At 61.2% G+C, this 16,355-nt stretch carries 12 protein-coding genes; 4 read left to right on the top strand and 8 right to left on the bottom strand.

All coding sequences use genetic code 11. The features are described 5' to 3' along the window. Window positions 1-25 precede the first annotated feature (25 nt). Window positions 26-1,828 (bottom strand): extracellular solute-binding protein, encoded by a 1,803-nt coding sequence (locus tag PO860_RS08935; protein ID WP_272782583.1) that lies wholly within the window; start codon window positions 1,826-1,828, stop codon window positions 26-28. 287 nt (window positions 1,829-2,115) lie between these two features. Here PO860_RS08935 and PO860_RS08940 point away from each other — a divergent pair, with 287 nt between their 5' ends. Then, complete coding sequence (locus PO860_RS08940) at window positions 2,116-2,778, top strand: invasion associated locus B family protein (RefSeq protein ID WP_183607353.1); 663 nt, start codon at window positions 2,116-2,118, stop codon at window positions 2,776-2,778. Window positions 2,779-3,094: 316 nt separating this feature from the next. Here the strand turns inward: PO860_RS08940 and hspQ are convergent, their stop codons facing one another. From hspQ to PO860_RS08955, 3 genes are all read right to left on the bottom strand, one after another. Next, window positions 3,095-3,424, bottom strand: a complete 330-nt coding sequence (gene hspQ, locus PO860_RS08945; RefSeq protein WP_003559363.1) for a heat shock protein HspQ — start codon at window positions 3,422-3,424, stop codon at window positions 3,095-3,097. Window positions 3,425-3,583: 159 nt separating this feature from the next. Then, a complete protein-coding gene (glnA, locus tag PO860_RS08950; protein ID WP_028756888.1) occupies window positions 3,584-4,993 on the bottom strand; it encodes a type I glutamate--ammonia ligase in 1,410 nt (469 codons plus the stop codon). A 79-nt stretch (window positions 4,994-5,072) separates the two neighbouring features. Then, on the bottom strand, window positions 5,073-5,411 hold the full coding sequence (locus PO860_RS08955) for a P-II family nitrogen regulator (protein WP_003539626.1): 339 nt from the start codon (window positions 5,409-5,411) through the stop codon (window positions 5,073-5,075). A 344-nt stretch (window positions 5,412-5,755) separates the two neighbouring features. Here PO860_RS08955 and PO860_RS08960 point away from each other — a divergent pair, with 344 nt between their 5' ends. Next, window positions 5,756-7,228: an NAD(P)H-hydrate dehydratase gene (locus tag PO860_RS08960; RefSeq protein ID WP_272782582.1), complete on the top strand. Its 1,473-nt coding sequence runs from the start codon at window positions 5,756-5,758 to the stop codon at window positions 7,226-7,228. A gap of 84 nt (window positions 7,229-7,312) precedes the next feature. Here the strand turns inward: PO860_RS08960 and PO860_RS08965 are convergent, their stop codons facing one another. The 3 genes from PO860_RS08965 to uvrA are packed head-to-tail and all read right to left on the bottom strand — an operon-like array spanning window position 7,313 to window position 11,523. Continuing rightward, complete coding sequence (locus PO860_RS08965) at window positions 7,313-8,119, bottom strand: DUF72 domain-containing protein (protein ID WP_272782581.1); 807 nt, start codon at window positions 8,117-8,119, stop codon at window positions 7,313-7,315. 24 nt (window positions 8,120-8,143) lie between these two features. Beyond that, window positions 8,144-8,605, bottom strand: a complete 462-nt coding sequence (locus PO860_RS08970; protein ID WP_183607350.1) for a GNAT family N-acetyltransferase — start codon at window positions 8,603-8,605, stop codon at window positions 8,144-8,146. Beyond that, window positions 8,602-11,523, bottom strand: coding sequence for an excinuclease ABC subunit UvrA (gene uvrA / locus PO860_RS08975; RefSeq protein WP_183607349.1), 2,922 nt, complete (start codon window positions 11,521-11,523; stop codon window positions 8,602-8,604). The genes PO860_RS08970 and uvrA overlap by 4 nt, the downstream gene beginning before the upstream one ends. Before the next feature lie 284 nt (window positions 11,524-11,807). On the opposite strand from uvrA, the gene PO860_RS08980 reads away from it, so the two are divergent. Then, a complete protein-coding gene (locus PO860_RS08980) occupies window positions 11,808-12,311 on the top strand; it encodes a single-stranded DNA-binding protein (protein ID WP_183607348.1) in 504 nt (167 codons plus the stop codon). 90 nt (window positions 12,312-12,401) lie between these two features. Here the strand turns inward: PO860_RS08980 and PO860_RS08985 are convergent, their stop codons facing one another. Beyond that, the gene (locus PO860_RS08985; RefSeq protein WP_097619757.1) at window positions 12,402-13,049 is read right to left on the bottom strand and encodes a MarC family protein; all 648 of its coding nucleotides are present in this window, start codon (window positions 13,047-13,049) and stop codon (window positions 12,402-12,404) included. Between the two features lie 237 nt (window positions 13,050-13,286). Between PO860_RS08985 and gyrA the strand changes: the two genes are divergently transcribed. Continuing rightward, window positions 13,287-16,100, top strand: coding sequence for a DNA gyrase subunit A (gene gyrA / locus PO860_RS08990; RefSeq protein ID WP_275038249.1), 2,814 nt, complete (start codon window positions 13,287-13,289; stop codon window positions 16,098-16,100). Window positions 16,101-16,355: the final 255 nt, after the last annotated feature.

Consider the following 16,355-nt stretch of genomic DNA (forward strand, 5'->3'; position numbering starts at 1 on the left):
TTGGGCGGCGGCGGTTCGGCTGCGTCTACTGCACACTCGCATCCCACCACACCGGCAGCTGATAGCCGTTGAGCGGCACGCTGTCGGGATGGCCGATGCGCTTGCTGCGCGCCACCCATTGCTGGTCGATGTGGTAGAGCGGCAGCACGTAGTGGCCGGAAAGCAGCAGCCGGTCGTAGGAGCGCACCGCCGCGGTGAAATCTTCTGCCGAACGCGCCCTGAGCAGATGGTCGATCAGGGTATCGATATCGGGGTCGTTGGCGCCGGCAAAGCTGTCCGTACCTTCGCGTGTGCGCGCAGCGGAAGACCAGCGGCCGAGTTGCTCGTTTCCGGGCGACAGCGATGAGGTATAGGACTTGAGGATCATGTCATAGTCGAAGCTGTTCGTCCGGCTCTGATATTGCGAATCGTCGACGGTGCGGATCGTAGCGGCGATGCCGATCGTCTGCAGCGAACGCTGGTAGGCAACGGCGAGCTTCTCCTGGTCGGCATTCTGCGTCATGATCTCGAAGGCGAGCTGGCGGCCGGAGGCATCCAGCATCTTACCGCCCTGGATCGTATAGCCGCCCTGTTTCAGCAATTCGACCGCCTGCTTCAACACATTGCGGTCGCGGCCAGAGCCGTCGGTCACCGGCAGCTTGTAGCTGCCGTCGAGAATCTCCGGCGCAATTTTGTCCTTGATCGGCCCGAGCAGGGCAACTTCCCGATCATTGGCAGGGACGCCGAAGCTTGAAAGCTCGGAATTCTGCCAGAAGCTCTGGGTGCGTTTATAGGCGCCGGAATAGAGGTTCTTGTTCGCCCATTCGAAATCGAACACCAGCGACAGGCCTTCGCGCACCTTGAGATCGGCAAAGATCGGCCGGCGCGTGTTGAACACGAAGCCGAGCATGCCGCTCGGCAGTTTCGGCGTATACATGTCCTTGACGACGGCCCCCGAGGTAACGGCGGGGAAATTATAGGCATTGGCCCAATGGCCGGGATTGCCGTCGGGATAGATGTCGATATCGCCCTTCTTGAAGGCCTCGAACAGCGTCGTGTCCTGCAGGAAATATTGCACGGTGATCTGGTCGTAATTGTCGGTGCCGACTTTGGCGGGAATGTCCTTGCCCCAGTAGTTCGGATCGCGCTCATAGGTGATGCTCTCGCCGGGCTTCACCGTCTTCACCTTATAGGGACCGGAGCCGACCGGCGGCGTCAGCGAAGTGCGGTCGAAGGTCTCGGGATCGATCGCATGTTTCGGCAGCACCGGGAAAAGGCCGAAGATCAAAGGCGTCTCCCGGTCGGCCTTGTCGTTGAAGGTGAAGCGCACGCCGTGCTCGCCGACCTTTTCCATCTTGGCGACGACATTGAGGCGGTTGGCGAAAGGCACGCGGCCCTTGTCGCGCATCAGCTCGAAGGTGAACATCACGTCTTCGGGCGTCACCGGCTGGCCATCGGCCCATTTCGCCCTCGGATTGAGATTGAACTGGATGAAGCTCCTGTCATCGTCCCATTCCACCGTCTCGGCAAGCAGGCCGTATAGCGTGAAGGGCTCGTCTCTGGAACGCTGCATCAGCGATTCGTAGACGAGATTGCCATATTCCGGATCCCACATGCCGCGCGCCGTCGTCCGCATGCTTTTCAGGATGAACGGGTTGAGGCTGTCGAAGGTGCCGACGACGCCGTAGGTGATCTTGCCGCCCTTCTTCACGTCGGGATTGACGTAAGGAAAGTGCTTGTAATCCGGCGGCAAAGCCGGCTCGCCATGCATCGCGATGCCGTGCAGCGGCTCGGCGGCAACAGCTCCGCAGAGCAGCGAGAGGACGAGAGGGACGATGATCCGGAGCATTCGGCAATCCTTGATCCGTGAAAACGGGGCATGATTCACCGCGGAGATTATCATGGGGTCGAGTGATTCCAACACGCTGCGGCGTTTTCTTTGGCCCGGCTTCGAAATTGCCGCTCAAATTGCCAAAGAAAAGCTGGATATCTTGAACGCTGCGATGTAACAGGTGAACCCGAAGTTTCGGGGTCATGCATTTGCCTTATTCTTTTAAGAGGTGGAGTGCCGAACGACCCGATGGTTGGGGCGGCAAAGACGCTGCCCTGAACGGATATCAGGAGACGGAATTCGTTATGATGTTCAAGTCTGAAAAGAAAATGCGGGCAGCACTGTCCGTTCTGGCAGTGATGTTCGGTGCCTCGGCTCCGGTCTCCTCCTTCGCACAGGATGCGGCGGCGCAGGCTCCGGCCGATGCCCCGGCACAGGCCGCAGGAGCGCCGAAGCTCGGCTGGTACAAGACCTGCAGCAAGCAGGAAGACAACGACATCTGTGTTGTCCAGAACCTGATCCTCGCCAATGGCGGCCAGCTGGTCACGGCCGTCGGCCTGATCTCGGTTTCCGGCAAGATCAACCGCAAGCTCCTGCAGGTATCGGTTCCCACGGCACGCCTGATTCCTCCGGGCATCAGCATGCAGATCGATGGCGGCAAGGGCCAGAAGCTCGACTACGCCGTCTGCCTGCCGGACAAGTGCACGGCTGAAATTCCGCTGACCGATGCGATGATCGCCAGCCTCAAGAAGGGCAGCGATGTGATCTTCACGTCGATCAACTTCCGCCGCGCCCCGAACCCGATCAAGATTTCGCTCGAAGGCTTCACCGGCGCTTATGACGGCGAACCGGTTTCTGAATCCAAGCTTGCCGAAAGCCAGCGCAGCCTGCAGGAAGGCATGCAGAAGAAGGCCGAAGAAGCCCGCAAGAAGCTGGAAGACGCCCAGAAGGCAGCCAAGGCGCAGTAATCCTGCCGCCATATTGAACAGAAACCCGGCTGCGCGCCGGGTTTTTTGTTGGTGGACTTTGCACTCTAGCGGCGCGCTAATGGCTGCCCGTCACCCTGGCCCTCTCCCCGTAAACGGGGCGAGGGGACGTGCCCTGTTGGTGGGAACCGAGAGGTGTGCTGCATGTCCCTTCGCCCCGCGCGCGGGGAGACACGTGGCTCGACCCAGGCAGAGAGGGCGGCAGCCGGATGAGGGGCATTCCGCCGGGTTCGGTGCCAAAAGAAAAAGGCCTCGCCGGGATTGCGAGGCCTTTTTTCATGCGGTCGGTCAGCCTGATTTAGTGGGCGAAGCTCATCTTGGGTTTGAACTGCCCTGACGGGGCCTGATCGAAAATCTGGTAGATCTGCGGGTTGCGAAGCGGCGTGCCGCTTTCATCGTTCATCAGGTTCTGCTCGGAGACATAAGCGACATATTCGCTTTCGTCATTTTCGGCGAGCAGGTGATAGAAGGGCTGGTCCCTGCTCGGGCGCACCTCGGCCGGAATGGAATTCCACCATTCCTCCGTATTCGCGAACTCAGGATCAACGTCGAAGATGACGCCGCGAAACGGAAATACCTTGTGCCGAACCACTTCGCCGATACTGAACTTTGCTATTCTTTCTTTCATGGTACGACTTCCTTTCATCACCAAATTTGGTGATTGGTGCCGCGCAAATCAAGATTTTTGCGCGTGTTCGTCACATGAACGTCACATCCTCCTGCTGGCGTCCATGACCGGGGGAGGTGAAAGCCCCGGCGAGCCGGGGCTTTCGGTCTTCGCGGCCGATCAGGCCGAATAATACATGTCGTATTCGACCGGATGCGGCGTCATTTCGAAACGCATCACCTCAGCCATCTTCAGCTCGATGAAGGCATCGATCTGGTCGTCGTCGAAGACGCCGCCAGCCGTCAGGAACTTGCGGTCCTTGTCGAGGCTTTCGAGCGCCTCGCGCAGTGAGCCACAGACCGTCGGGATCTTCTTCAATTCCTTCGGCGGCAGGTCGTAGAGGTCCTTGTCCATGGCCTTGCCGGGATGGATCTTGTTCTTGATGCCGTCGAGGCCGGCCATCAGCATGGCGGCGAAGGCGAGGTAGGGGTTGGCGGTCGGATCCGGGAAACGGACTTCGACGCGCTTAGCCTTCGGGTTGGAGCCGAACGGAATGCGGCAGGAGGCAGAACGGTTGCGGGCAGAATAGGCGAGCAGCACCGGTGCTTCATAACCCGGGACCAGACGCTTGTAGGAATTCGTCGACGGGTTGGTGAAGGCGTTGATCGCCTTGGCATGCTTGATGATGCCGCCGATGTAGAACAGGCAGCTCTCGGAAAGGCCTGCATATTCGTCGCCGGCAAAGGTGGGCTTGCCGCCCTTCCAGATCGACTGGTGCACGTGCATGCCCGAGCCGTTGTCGCCGAAGATCGGCTTCGGCATGAAGGTCGCCGTCTTGCCGTAGGCATTGGCCACCTGGTGCACGACGTATTTGTAGATCTGCATCTTGTCGGCGTTACGCACCAGCGTGTCGAACTTGATGCCGAGTTCGTGCTGGGCGGCGGCGACTTCGTGGTGATGTTTTTCGACCACGACGCCCATTTCGGAGAGCACCGTCAGCATTTCCGAACGCATGTCCTGGGCGCTATCAACCGGCGGAACCGGGAAATAGCCGCCCTTGACGCGCGGGCGATGGCCGAGGTTGCCGGTTTCGTAGTCGGTGTCATCGTTCGACGGCAGTTCCGTCGAATCGAGCTTGAAGCCGGTATTGTAGGGATCGGCCTTGTACTTGACGTCGTCGAAGACGAAGAATTCGGCTTCCGGACCGACGAAGATCGTGTCGCCGATGCCGGATGCCTTGAGATAGGCTTCAGCCTTCTTAGCGGTGCCGCGCGGATCGCGGTTATAGGCTTCGCCGGAAACCGGATCGAGAATATCGCACATGATGACCATGGTCGACTGAGCGAAGAACGGGTCCATATGCACCGTCTCGGTATCGGGCATCAGCACCATGTCGGACTCGTTGATGGCCTTCCAGCCACCGATCGAGGAGCCGTCGAACATCACGCCGTCAGCGAACATGTCTTCGTCGACGCAGACGACGTCCATCGTCACATGCTGCAGCTTGCCCTTCGGGTCGGTGAAGCGCAGATCGACGAACTTCACATCGTTCTCTTTGATCTGCTTCAGAATTTCGCTTGCGGTCGCCATTAAATACCTTCCTCCGATTTGCGATGACAATAGGTGGCTGCGCTGACCGTATCGAACTTTGCGTGGTTGGCAAAGTGGGTCAGATGGCGTCTATGCCGGTCTCGCCGGTGCGGATGCGGATAACCTCTTCGACGTTGGAGACGAAGATCTTTCCGTCGCCAATGCGGCCGGTCTGCGCCGCCTTGCGGATCGCATCGATGACGGCCTCCGCGTTCTCGTCGGCGAGCACAACCTCGACCTTTACCTTCGGCAGGAAATCGACGACGTATTCGGCGCCGCGGTAGAGTTCCGTGTGGCCCTTCTGACGGCCGAAGCCCTTGGCTTCCGTGACCGTGATACCTTGCAGGCCGACTTCCTGAAGGGCTTCCTTCACTTCGTCCAGCTTGAAAGGCTTAATGATCGCTTCGATCTTTTTCATGAGAAAATGTCTCTCCGCTTCTCCCGTTACGGCAGGAATGTTCCCGCTCGCCGGATATGATGCAGATATCGTGCCAGTTTGAAATCCGTCTTATCGAAAAAAGACGTGAATTCTGTCAAAACCGGCGCGTTTGCGGGGAATTCCATGTCGTTTTGGTGACAGAGAAGTGAAAAAACATTGCCCCCAGACCAAAAACGCGTCCAAAACCGAAAAAATTTTGAATATCAGTAACCGCGGATACATGTTGTGGTGGGATTAAAATATGTGCAAATGCACAAACAATGCCATTTTCTTTGTCATCCCAGGCGGTTGTTTTTTAGGCGTTTATTGAATTGAATAGGGCAATGAGCCAACATCTGTCCGACCTTCTTCTGACGCCTGCCGAAATGGCCGCCGTCGATGCGGCCGCTGCCGCATCCGGTATCGATTCCTTCGGCCTGATGGAAAGGGCAGGGGCTGCGGCCGCAGCGGCCGCACTGCGGCTTTACCCGGATGCCCTGCGTTTCGTCCTGCTCTGCGGTCCGGGCAACAATGGCGGCGACGCCTATGTCGCGGCAAGGCATTTGCAGCAGGGCGGGGCGACGGTGGCGCTCTTCCATCTCGGTGATCCCTCAAGGCTGAAGGGCGATGCCGCCCGCGCCCGCGCCGGCTGCGCGCTCCAGGGACAGGGGCTCTCCCTCTACCAGCCCGAAACCGGCGACGTCGTCATCGATGGCCTGTTCGGCGCCGGGCTCGCCCGCGAAGTGCCGGCCGATGTCATCGCGTTGATCGGGCGCGTCACCGAGGCCGGTATACCGGTGCTTTCAATCGATCTGCCCTCCGGCCTCGATGGCCGCACCGGCAAGGTGCTGGGTGCCGCTTTCCGAGCTCGCAACACCATTACCTTCATGACGCGCAAGCCCGGGCATCTGCTGATGCCGGGCAGGCAGCTTTGCGGTGAACTGGAGGTCTTCGATATCGGCATTCCCGCTCGCATCGTCAGGGGCGCGGCAGGCGGCGCCATCGCCGAGAACAGGCCGGATGCCTGGAAGAGCGTGCTGCCGGCCGGGCGGCTGGAAACCCACAAATACAAGCGCGGCCATCTGGTGGTCTTCTCAGGTGCGGCAGACAAGACGGGGGCTGCACGGATGTCGGCGATATCGGGCCTGAAGGCCGGCGCCGGCCTGGTGACGATCGCCGCCCCCCATGCGGCAATGGCCGCCAATGCCGCCCATCTCACAGCCGTCATGCTGCATGCGATCGACGACGAGGAAGACCTCGAAGACTGGCTCTCGGACCGGCGGCTGCAGACATTCGTCCTCGGTCCGGGTTTCGGCATCGGCGCCAGGGCGCGCGGCTTCGTCACCGCGCTTGCCGAGCGCCATCTGGTGCTTGATGCCGATGGCATCTCCTCGTTCAAGGACGATCCGCAGCAGCTGTTTGATCTTTTCCGGGGAAAGCCGCGTCTGGTGCTGACGCCGCACGAAGGTGAGTTCTCGCGGCTCTTTCCCGATATCGGCGGCGACGATGCGCTTGGCAAGGTCGATAAGGCAGTGGCTGCCGCCCGCCGCGCCAATGCAGCGATCGTCTATAAAGGCGCCGATACCGTCATTGCCGCGCCTGATGGACGTGCGCTGATCAATACCAACGCTCCCGTCTGGCTTGCCACCGCCGGTTCCGGGGATGTGCTCGCCGGCATTATCGGTGGATTGCTCGCCCAGGGCCTGCCGGCCTTCGAGGCCGCCGCCGCCGGCGTCTGGCTGCATGGAGAGGCCGGCCATCGCGCCGGCAAAGGCCTGACGGCGGAAGACCTCGCCGCCCACGTCTTACCTCTTTAACCCGCCTGATGCTTTAGCTTCGGGCCACGCCGATGCTCTAGCGTCGCGCCGCCGATTCTGACGTTCCGCGAAAGTCAGCCCGGCCTATTTCGGCAGCGCCTGCTGCAGGGCGATCGCCCCGTGCGGCGCATTGACTTTGCCCTCATGGATCATGAAGGCGAAGACGTCGCGCGGTTCAACCTTCACTTTGCGATCCGCATCGATCAGCGGCAGGTCGTCCGGGATCTTGCCTTCGGCCCAGGTCTCCAGCCGGTTTGCCCAGGCCTTCAGGTCCCTATCCGGATAGCAGGTCGCAATATCGTCCGAGCCCTTCTGCAGCCTGGCATAGACGAAATCGGCCGTGACGTCGGCAATCATCGGATATTCGAAATGTTCGGCACAAACAGGCGCCACCCCGTATTTCGCCAGCAGCGCCACGAATTCCGGCACTTTGAAGGAATCGTGCCGCACCTCGACCACGTGGCGGAGCGCCAGCCCGTCCTGTTTTGCCGGCAGCAGCTTCAGGAAGGCCTCGAAATCGTCCGCATCGAACTTCTTCGTCGGCGCGAACTGCCAGAGCAACGGCCCGAGATGATCGCCGAGTTCGCTGATGCCCGACGACAGAAACCGCTCCATCGATTCACCGGCTTCGGCAAGCACCCGCCGGTTGGTGACGAAACGTGTCGCCTTCAGCGAAAAGATGAAACCGTCGGGCACGTCAGCTGCCCATTTGGCGAAGACCGCAGGCTTTTGCGTGCTGTAATAGGTGCCGTTTACCTCGATGACCTTCAACTGGCGGCTGGCATAATTCAGCTCGTCCTTCTGCTTCAGGTCATCGGGAAAGAAATGCCCGCGCCAGGGCTCGAAGGTCCAGCCGCCGATGCCGGTGCGGATAGTGCCGGATTTCGTCATGTCGTCCTCCTCATTGGCAGCCGCTCAGGCCGCATCGATCTCTTTCACCATGTCGACGAGCGTCCAGCCTGGCCTATAAGGGTTCGGCCGGCGACCCGTTTCCTGAAACCCGAAGGCGCGATAGAGCGCGATATTCCGTTCCATAAGCGCATTCGTATAGAGCCGGATTTCCGGAGCTGCCCATTCCCGCGCCTTGCCTTCCAGCCAGCGCAGCATCGAGAGCCCATGCCCGCCGCCCTGAAAGGCCGGCGAGACCGCGATGCTGAAGAGCATCAAGTGATCGGAATGCTTCTCGATGACCACGAGGCCAGCCGTTTCGCCGCCGATCTCGCGCAGCCAGATCTCGCCGCGGTCGATCCGCGGCGCGTAATCCTCCGTCACCGGGATCGGCGGAGCGCCGAGGAGTTCGGTATAGGGCCGATAGGCGGCTGCTGTCAGCGTCGCGATCGTTTGCAGATCATCGGGCGACGCTGGCCTCATCGTCATTCCGCCGCAACCGCCTTCTTCGCCGGCCGCCGCTCCAGCAATTCCTTGAGGAAATGGCCGGTATAGGAGCGCTTCTCCTTGACGATTGTTTCAGGCGTGCCGACAGCCACGATCTCGCCGCCGCCGTCGCCGCCCTCGGGGCCGAAATCGAGCACCCAGTCAGCCGTCTTGATGACTTCGAGATTGTGCTCGATCACTACCACCGAATTGCCCTGGTTGACCAGTTCGTGCAGCATTTCGAGCAGCTTGGCGACGTCGTGGAAATGCAGGCCGGTCGTCGGTTCGTCGAGAATATAGAGCGTGCGTCCCGTCGAGCGTTTCGACAGCTCCTTGGCGAGCTTGACGCGCTGCGCCTCGCCGCCCGAAAGCGTATTCGCCTGCTGGCCGACCTTGATATAACCGAGGCCGACATCCTTCAGCGATTGCAGCTTGTCGCGTACGGCAGGCACCGCCGCGAAGAAATCGACGCCTTCCTCCACCGTCATGTCGAGGACGTCGGCGATCGACTTCTGCTTGAAGGTGACGTCGAGCGTCTCTCTGTTATAGCGCTTGCCGTGGCAGACATCGCAGGTGACGTAGACATCGGGCAGGAAGTGCATCTCGATCTTGATGACGCCGTCGCCCTGGCAGGCCTCGCAGCGTCCGCCCTTGACGTTGAAGGAGAAGCGGCCCGGCTGGTAGCCGCGCGCCTTGGCTTCCGGCAGACCGGCGAACCAGTCGCGGATCGGCGTGAAGGCGCCGGTATAGGTCGCCGGATTCGAGCGCGGTGTGCGGCCGATCGGCGACTGGTCGATGTCGATCACCTTGTCGATATGCTCGAAGCCGTCGATGCGGTCGTGATCGGCCGGGTTTTCACGCGCGCCCATGACGCGGCGCGCTGCCGATTTATAGAGTGTCTCGATCAGGAAAGTGGATTTGCCGCCGCCGGAAACACCGGTCACCGCCGTGAACACGCCGAGCGGGATCGACGCCGTGACATTCTTCAGATTGTTGCCGCGTGCGCCGACCACCTTGATCTCGCGGCCCTTCTTCTGCTTGCGGCGCTCATGGGGAACCGGCACGCCGAGTTCACCCGAGAGATATTTGCCGGTCAGCGACTGCGGATTGTCCATGATATCCTGCGGCGTACCATGGGCGATGACCTGGCCGCCGTGAATGCCGGCGGCCGGGCCGATATCGACCACGTCGTCGGCCGTCATGATCGCGTCCTCGTCATGTTCGACGACGATGACCGTGTTGCCGATGTCGCGCAGGTGTTTCAGCGTGTCGAGCAGCCGGGCATTGTCGCGCTGATGCAGGCCGATCGACGGTTCGTCGAGCACATAGAGCACGCCCGTCAGCCCCGAACCGATCTGCGAGGCAAGCCGGATGCGCTGGCTTTCGCCGCCCGACAGCGTGCCGGAATTGCGCGACAGGCTGAGATATTCCAGGCCGACATCGTTGAGGAAGCGCAGTCGGTCGCGGATTTCCTTGAGGATGCGCACCGCAATCTCGTTCTGCTTGGCGTTGAAGCTGGCCGGCAGCGTCTCGAACCAGTCGCGGGCGACGCGGATCGACATGCCGGTGACTTCACCGATATGCAGCGTGTCGATCTTCACCGCCAAGGCCTCCGGCTTCAGGCGGAAGCCGTTGCAGGAAGGGCAGGGAGCGGCCGACATGAAGCGCTCGATATCCTCACGCGCCCAGGCGGAATCCGTCTCCTTCCAGCGGCGCTCGAGATTGGTGATGATGCCCTCGAAATTCTTCTGCGTCGTATAGGAGCGGGCGCCGTCGGCGTAATGGAATTCGATCTTGTCGTCGGTGCCGTTGAGGATGACGTCCTTGGCCTCGTCGGACAGATCATTCCAGCGGGTGCCGAGCTTGAAGCCGTAATGTTTGCCGAGCGCTTCCAGCGTCTGATTGTAATAGGGCGAGGTCGACTTCGCCCAGGGCGCGATCGCCCCGTCGCGCAGCGTCCGCTCGGGCTCGGGCACGATCAAATCCGGATCGATCTTCTGCTGGGCGCCGAGGCCGTCGCAGGTCGGGCAGGCGCCGAAGGGATTGTTGAAGGAAAACAGCCGCGGCTCGATCTCGGGTATGGTGAAGCCGGAAACCGGGCAGGCGAATTTCTCCGAAAACAGCACCCGCTCATGCGTCTCGTTCAGCGACTTGTTGGCCGACCCGCCGGCCGACGTCTCTTCGGGCGGCAGCGGCTTGTCGGCGAATTCGGCGATCGCCAGCCCGTCGGCGAGCTTCAGGCAGGTCTCCAGGCTGTCCGCCAGGCGGGCCGAGACATCCGGGCGCACGACGATGCGGTCGACCACCACGTCGATGTCGTGCTTGTATTTCTTGTCGAGCACCGGCGCCTCGGCGATCTCGTAGAACTGACCGTCGACCTTGACGCGCTGGAAGCCCTTCTTCATCAGCTCGGCGAGTTCCTTCTTGTATTCGCCCTTACGGCCGCGCACGAGCGGCGCAAGAATATAAAGACGGGTGCCTTCGCCGAAATCGAGGACGCGGTCGACCATCTGGCTGACCGTCTGGCTCTCGATCGGCAGGCCGGTCGCCGGCGAATAGGGAACGCCGACGCGGGCAAAGAGCAGGCGCATATAGTCGTAGATCTCGGTGACGGTACCGACCGTCGAGCGCGGATTGCGCGAGGTGGTCTTCTGCTCGATCGAGATCGCGGGCGACAGTCCATCGATCTGGTCGACATCGGGCTTCTGCATCATTTCGAGGAACTGCCGGGCATAGGCCGACAGGCTCTCGACATAACGGCGCTGGCCCTCGGCATAGATGGTGTCGAAGGCAAGCGAGGATTTGCCGGAACCCGAAAGCCCGGTCATGACGATCAGCTTGTTGCGCGGCAGATCGAGATCGATGCCTTTGAGATTATGCTCGCGCGCGCCGCGGATGGAGATCGTCTTCAGTTCGCTCATCGTCTCAGCTTTGGTCCTTTGGGATAACAGCCCTTATTTAGTGATGCCGACCGGCGAGTCGAGGCTGAATGTCGGCAACACTGAAGGTTTTCGATTCTGTTGACAGGATCATAGGGATAAACTAGAACAAAGAAAGAACAAAATTCCTGATGGATGCATGCGGCTTTCTGATGGATAAACATGTGGATTAAATGCCGCCCATGCGCATCGGCGGTCCGTGATGGTTTAAGGTGCGCCGATCGATTGAAACGCCGCCGGGCAGGGCGGCAGGCAGGGTGAGAAGCATGGCTGGTAGCGTGAACAAGGTAATTCTGGTTGGAAACGTGGGTGCAGACCCCGAAATCCGCCGTACTCAGGATGGCCGGCCGATCGCCAATCTTCGTATCGCGACCTCGGAGACCTGGCGCGACCGAAATTCCGGCGAGCGTCGTGAAAAGACCGAATGGCACACTGTCGTCGTCTTCAACGAGGGCCTCTGCAAGGTCGTCGAGCAATATGTGAAGAAGGGCGCCAAGCTCTATATCGAAGGCCAGCTGCAGACCCGCAAGTGGCAAGACCAGCAGGGCCAGGACCGCTATTCGACGGAAGTGGTGCTGCAGGGCTTCAGCTCGACGCTGACCATGCTCGACGGCCGCGGCGATGGCGGCGGGGCGAGCGGCGGCCGTGGCGGCAGCAGCAACAATGATTATGGCGACGACTACGGCGCCCCGGCACCCTCTTCATCGCCGAGCCGTGGCGGTGGCGGCGGCAACTTCTCGCGCGATCTCGACGACGACATCCCGTTCTGATCAACCGCTTTTTCTAGCTTGAAAGACCTGAGAGCATGATGCCGTTGACGGCATCATGCTTTTTTGATCTCGCGGCTGATGCCGCCATTTTCAGTGCGGCGTCGCGCTGATGAGATTGAGCGCCGCTTTCGCGCCGTCGACGACGAATTGCACCGCAAGGGCGGCGAGGATGACGCCGAGGAGGCGTGTCAGGATCGCCCGGCCGGTGACGCCGAGGAAACGGTCGAGCCTGTCGGCGATCAGCAGCATCAGCAGTGTCAGCAACAGATTGGCGGCGATGACGGCGATCAGCTGCGCTTTTCCGACGGAGGTCGCCAGCGTCCCGGCCAGCAGGATCGTCGCCGAGATCGCACCCGGACCGGCAATCAGCGGCAATGCGAGGGGAAAGACGGCGATATTTTCGATATGATCCTTGGTGACAGCCGCCTCGGTGGCCTTCTCCTTGCGTTCCTGCCGCCTCTCGAACACCATCTCGAAGGCGATCCAGAAGAGCAGCAGCCCGCCGGCGATGCGGAAGGCGCCGATCGAGATCCCAAGCACGCCGAGCACGCCGGCGCCGAACAGGGCGAAGACGGCGAGGATGATAAAGGCGATGGTCGAGCCGCGTAGCGCCACCTGCGTGCGCTCGGCCCGGCTCATGCCCGCCGTCAGCCCCAGGAAGATCGGTGCAAGCCCCGGCGGATCGATGGTGACGAGCAGCGTCGTGAACGCGTTGATCAATTGGTCGGCGCTTGCCATCGTCTCTCCGAAACCCCATATGGACAGGTGGTTTTTATGATTGTGAAGCGGGGATTCCGATTTGGCAAATATCCCGCGGCTGCCCCGCGATAGATTTGTCCGGTCCGGCCGCCCAGCTTGTATGTTTTACCCTCTTTAAGCCGCAAAAGCCTGTTCAAAACGCGCTCAGAAATTGGCGTGGGAACAGGCTTTCCGCTATAAATCTTCAAGTGATTCTAGAAGAGATCGTGATCTGTTTTGACTGAGCAAACACCCCCCGGCGGCGGGAAGCTCCCGCCAGGCATCGAGCCCATCTCCATCATGGAGGAAATGCAGCGGTCGTATCTCGATTACGCCATGAGCGTCATCGTCAGCCGCGCGCTGCCCGACGTGCGCGACGGCCTGAAGCCCGTGCACCGGCGCATCCTCTACGGCATGTCCGAGCTCGGCATCGACTGGAACAAGAAATACGTCAAATGCGCCCGCGTCACCGGTGACGTGATGGGTAAATACCACCCGCACGGCAATACCGCGATCTATGATGCGCTCGCCCGTATGGCCCAGCCTTGGTCGCTGCGGCTGCCGCTGATCGACGGCCAGGGCAATTTCGGCTCGGTCGATGGCGATCCGCCGGCGGCTGAACGTTACACCGAATGCCGTCTGGAAAAGGCTGCCCATTCGCTGCTCGATGATCTCGACAAGGAGACTGTCGATTTCCGCGACAACTACGACGGCACGCTCTCCGAGCCGGTGGTGGTGCCCGCCAAGTTCCCGAACCTGCTCGTCAACGGCGCCGGCGGCATCGCCGTCGGCATGGCGACCAACATTCCGCCGCACAATCTTTCTGAAGTCATCGACGGCTGCATCGCGCTGATTAACGATCCGGCCATCGAGCTGCCGGAACTGATGCACATCATTCCTGGCCCCGATTTCCCGACGGGTGCGAAGATCCTCGGGCGTGCCGGCATCCGCTCGGCTTACGAGACCGGCCGCGGTTCGGTCATCATGCGCGGCGTCGCCGCCATCGAGCCGATGCGCGGTGATCGCGAGCAGATCATCATCACCGAGATTCCCTACCAGGTGAACAAGGCGACGATGATCGAGAAGATGGCCGAGCTGGTGCGCGACAAGCGCATCGAGGGCATCTCCGACCTGCGCGACGAATCCGACCGCCAGGGTTATCGCGTCGTCGTCGAGCTGAAGCGCGACGCCAATGCCGAGGTGATTCTCAACCAGCTCTATCGTTACACGCCGCTGCAGACCTCCTTCGGCTGCAACATGGTGGCGCTGAACGGCGGCAAGCCCGAGCAGCTGGCGCTGCTCGACATGCTGCGCGCTTTCGTCTCTTTCCGCGAGGAAGTTGTTAGCCGGAGAACGAAATTCCTCCTGCGCAAGGCGCGTGACCGTGCCCATGTGTTGGTTGGTCTGGCCATTGCCGTCGCCAATATCGACGAAGTCATCCGCGTCATCCGCCAGGCGCCCGATCCGCAGTCGGCCCGCGAAGAGCTGATGACCCGCCGCTGGCCGGCCGAAGATGTCGAGAGCCTGATCCGTCTGATCGATGATCCGCGCCACCGCATCAATGAGGACCTGACCTACAATCTATCCGAAGAGCAGGCCCGCGCCATCCTCGAACTGCGCCTTGCCCGCCTGACGGCCCTCGGCCGCGACGAAATCGGCGACGAACTCAACAAAATCGGCGAAGAGATCAAGGATTACCTCGATATTCTCTCCTCGCGCGTCCGCATCCAGACCATCGTCAAGGACGAGCTCATCGCCGTCCGCGACGAATTCGGCACGCCGCGCCGCACCGAGATTGTCGATGGCGGCCTCGAAATGGACGACGAGGATCTCATCGCCCGCGAGGACATGGTCGTCACCGTCTCGCATCTCGGTTACATCAAGCGCGTGCCGCTGACCACCTACCGCGCCCAGCGCCGCGGCGGCAAGGGTCGCTCCGGCATGACCACCCGCGACGAGGATTTTGTTAGCCGGCTATTCGTTGTCAATACCCATACGCCGGTTCTGTTCTTCTCCTCGCGCGGCATCGTCTACAAGGAGAAGGTCTGGCGCCTGCCGATCGGCACGCCGACCTCACGCGGCAAGGCGCTCATCAACATGCTGCCGCTCGAACCCGGCGAGCGCATCACCACCATCCTGCCCTTGCCTGAGGACGAGGCGAGCTGGGACAATCTCGACGTCATGTTCTCGACCACGCGCGGCACGGTTCGCCGCAACAAGCTGTCGGACTTCGTCCAGGTCAACCGCAACGGCAAGATCGCCATGAAGCTCGAGGAGGAGGGCGACGAAATCCTCTCCGTCGAGACCTGCACCGAGAATGACGACGTGCTTTTGACAACGGCGCTCGGCCAGTGCATCCGCTTCTCCGTAGACGACGTTCGCGTCTTTGCCGGCCGCAACTCGATCGGCGTGCGCGGCATCAATCTCGGCGATGGCGACCGCATCATCTCGATGACGATCGTCGGTCATGTCGATGCCGAGCCGTGGGAGCGCGCCGCCTACCTCAAGCGCTCCGCCGCCGAACGTCGGGCGACGGGCGTGGACGAAGAGGACATCGCGCTGGTCGGTGAAGAAGTCACCGAGGAGGGGCAGCTCTCCGACGAGCGCTACGAAGAGTTGAGGGCACGCGAACAATTCGTGCTGACAGTCTCGGAAAAGGGCTTCGGCAAGCGTTCGTCGTCCTACGACTTCCGCATTTCCGGCCGCGGCGGCAAGGGCATCCGCGCCACCGACACGTCGAAAACTGGCGAGATCGGCGAACTGGTCGCGGCCTTCCCCGTCGATGACGGCGACCAGATCATGCTGGTTTCCGATGGCGGCCAGCTGATTCGCGTGCCGGTCGGCGGCATCCGCATCGCCAGCCGCGCCACCAAGGGCGTCACCATCTTCTCGACGCACAAAGACGAAAAGGTCGTCTCGGTCGAGCGCATCAGCGAGCCGGAGGAGGACGAGACGGAGGAGGCTGTCGAAGGCGCCACAGCCGCCGACGAAGGTGCGACCGGCGAGGGCCCGGTCGCTGATGGCGATCCGGCCGGGTCCACCGAGGAATGATCAAATGAAAGGGGCGGCTTCGAGCCGCCCTTTCTTTTTAAGCCCGAGGACAGCTCTATCCAAAGAAAAAGCCGGACGCTTCGTGCATCCGGCTTTGAATGACCCTGGCGACGGAAGGGTGCCGCTCAAGGGTGGGAAGAGAGGAATGTCAGAACGCTCTATGTTTTTCATTCAGTGCCTTCACCTCTTCACCTTCGCGCCGGAGCGCTGAAATCGTCGAGGTCACAGACACGATGAACATGACGCTGATAAGGG

This window comes from Rhizobium binxianense (assembly GCF_028994275.1).
GTDB classification, from domain to species: domain Bacteria; phylum Pseudomonadota; class Alphaproteobacteria; order Rhizobiales; family Rhizobiaceae; genus Rhizobium; species Rhizobium binxianense.

Excerpts from the sequence above, each read along its gene's own strand:
- PO860_RS08935 (WP_272782583.1), bottom strand. The coding sequence starts at position 1,828 with ATGCTCCGGATCATCGTCCCTCTCGTCCTCTCGCTGCTCTGCGGAGCT.
- PO860_RS08940 (WP_183607353.1), top strand. The coding sequence starts at position 2,116 with ATGATGTTCAAGTCTGAAAAGAAAATGCGGGCAGCACTGTCCGTTCTG.
- hspQ (WP_003559363.1), bottom strand. The coding sequence starts at position 3,424 with ATGAAAGAAAGAATAGCAAAGTTCAGTATCGGCGAAGTGGTTCGGCAC.
- glnA (WP_028756888.1), bottom strand. The coding sequence starts at position 4,993 with ATGGCGACCGCAAGCGAAATTCTGAAGCAGATCAAAGAGAACGATGTG.
- PO860_RS08955 (WP_003539626.1), bottom strand. The coding sequence starts at position 5,411 with ATGAAAAAGATCGAAGCGATCATTAAGCCTTTCAAGCTGGACGAAGTG.
- PO860_RS08960 (WP_272782582.1), top strand. The coding sequence starts at position 5,756 with ATGAGCCAACATCTGTCCGACCTTCTTCTGACGCCTGCCGAAATGGCC.
- PO860_RS08965 (WP_272782581.1), bottom strand. The coding sequence starts at position 8,119 with ATGACGAAATCCGGCACTATCCGCACCGGCATCGGCGGCTGGACCTTC.
- PO860_RS08970 (WP_183607350.1), bottom strand. The coding sequence starts at position 8,605 with ATGACGATGAGGCCAGCGTCGCCCGATGATCTGCAAACGATCGCGACG.
- uvrA (WP_183607349.1), bottom strand. The coding sequence starts at position 11,523 with ATGAGCGAACTGAAGACGATCTCCATCCGCGGCGCGCGCGAGCATAAT.
- PO860_RS08980 (WP_183607348.1), top strand. The coding sequence starts at position 11,808 with ATGGCTGGTAGCGTGAACAAGGTAATTCTGGTTGGAAACGTGGGTGCA.
- PO860_RS08985 (WP_097619757.1), bottom strand. The coding sequence starts at position 13,049 with ATGGCAAGCGCCGACCAATTGATCAACGCGTTCACGACGCTGCTCGTC.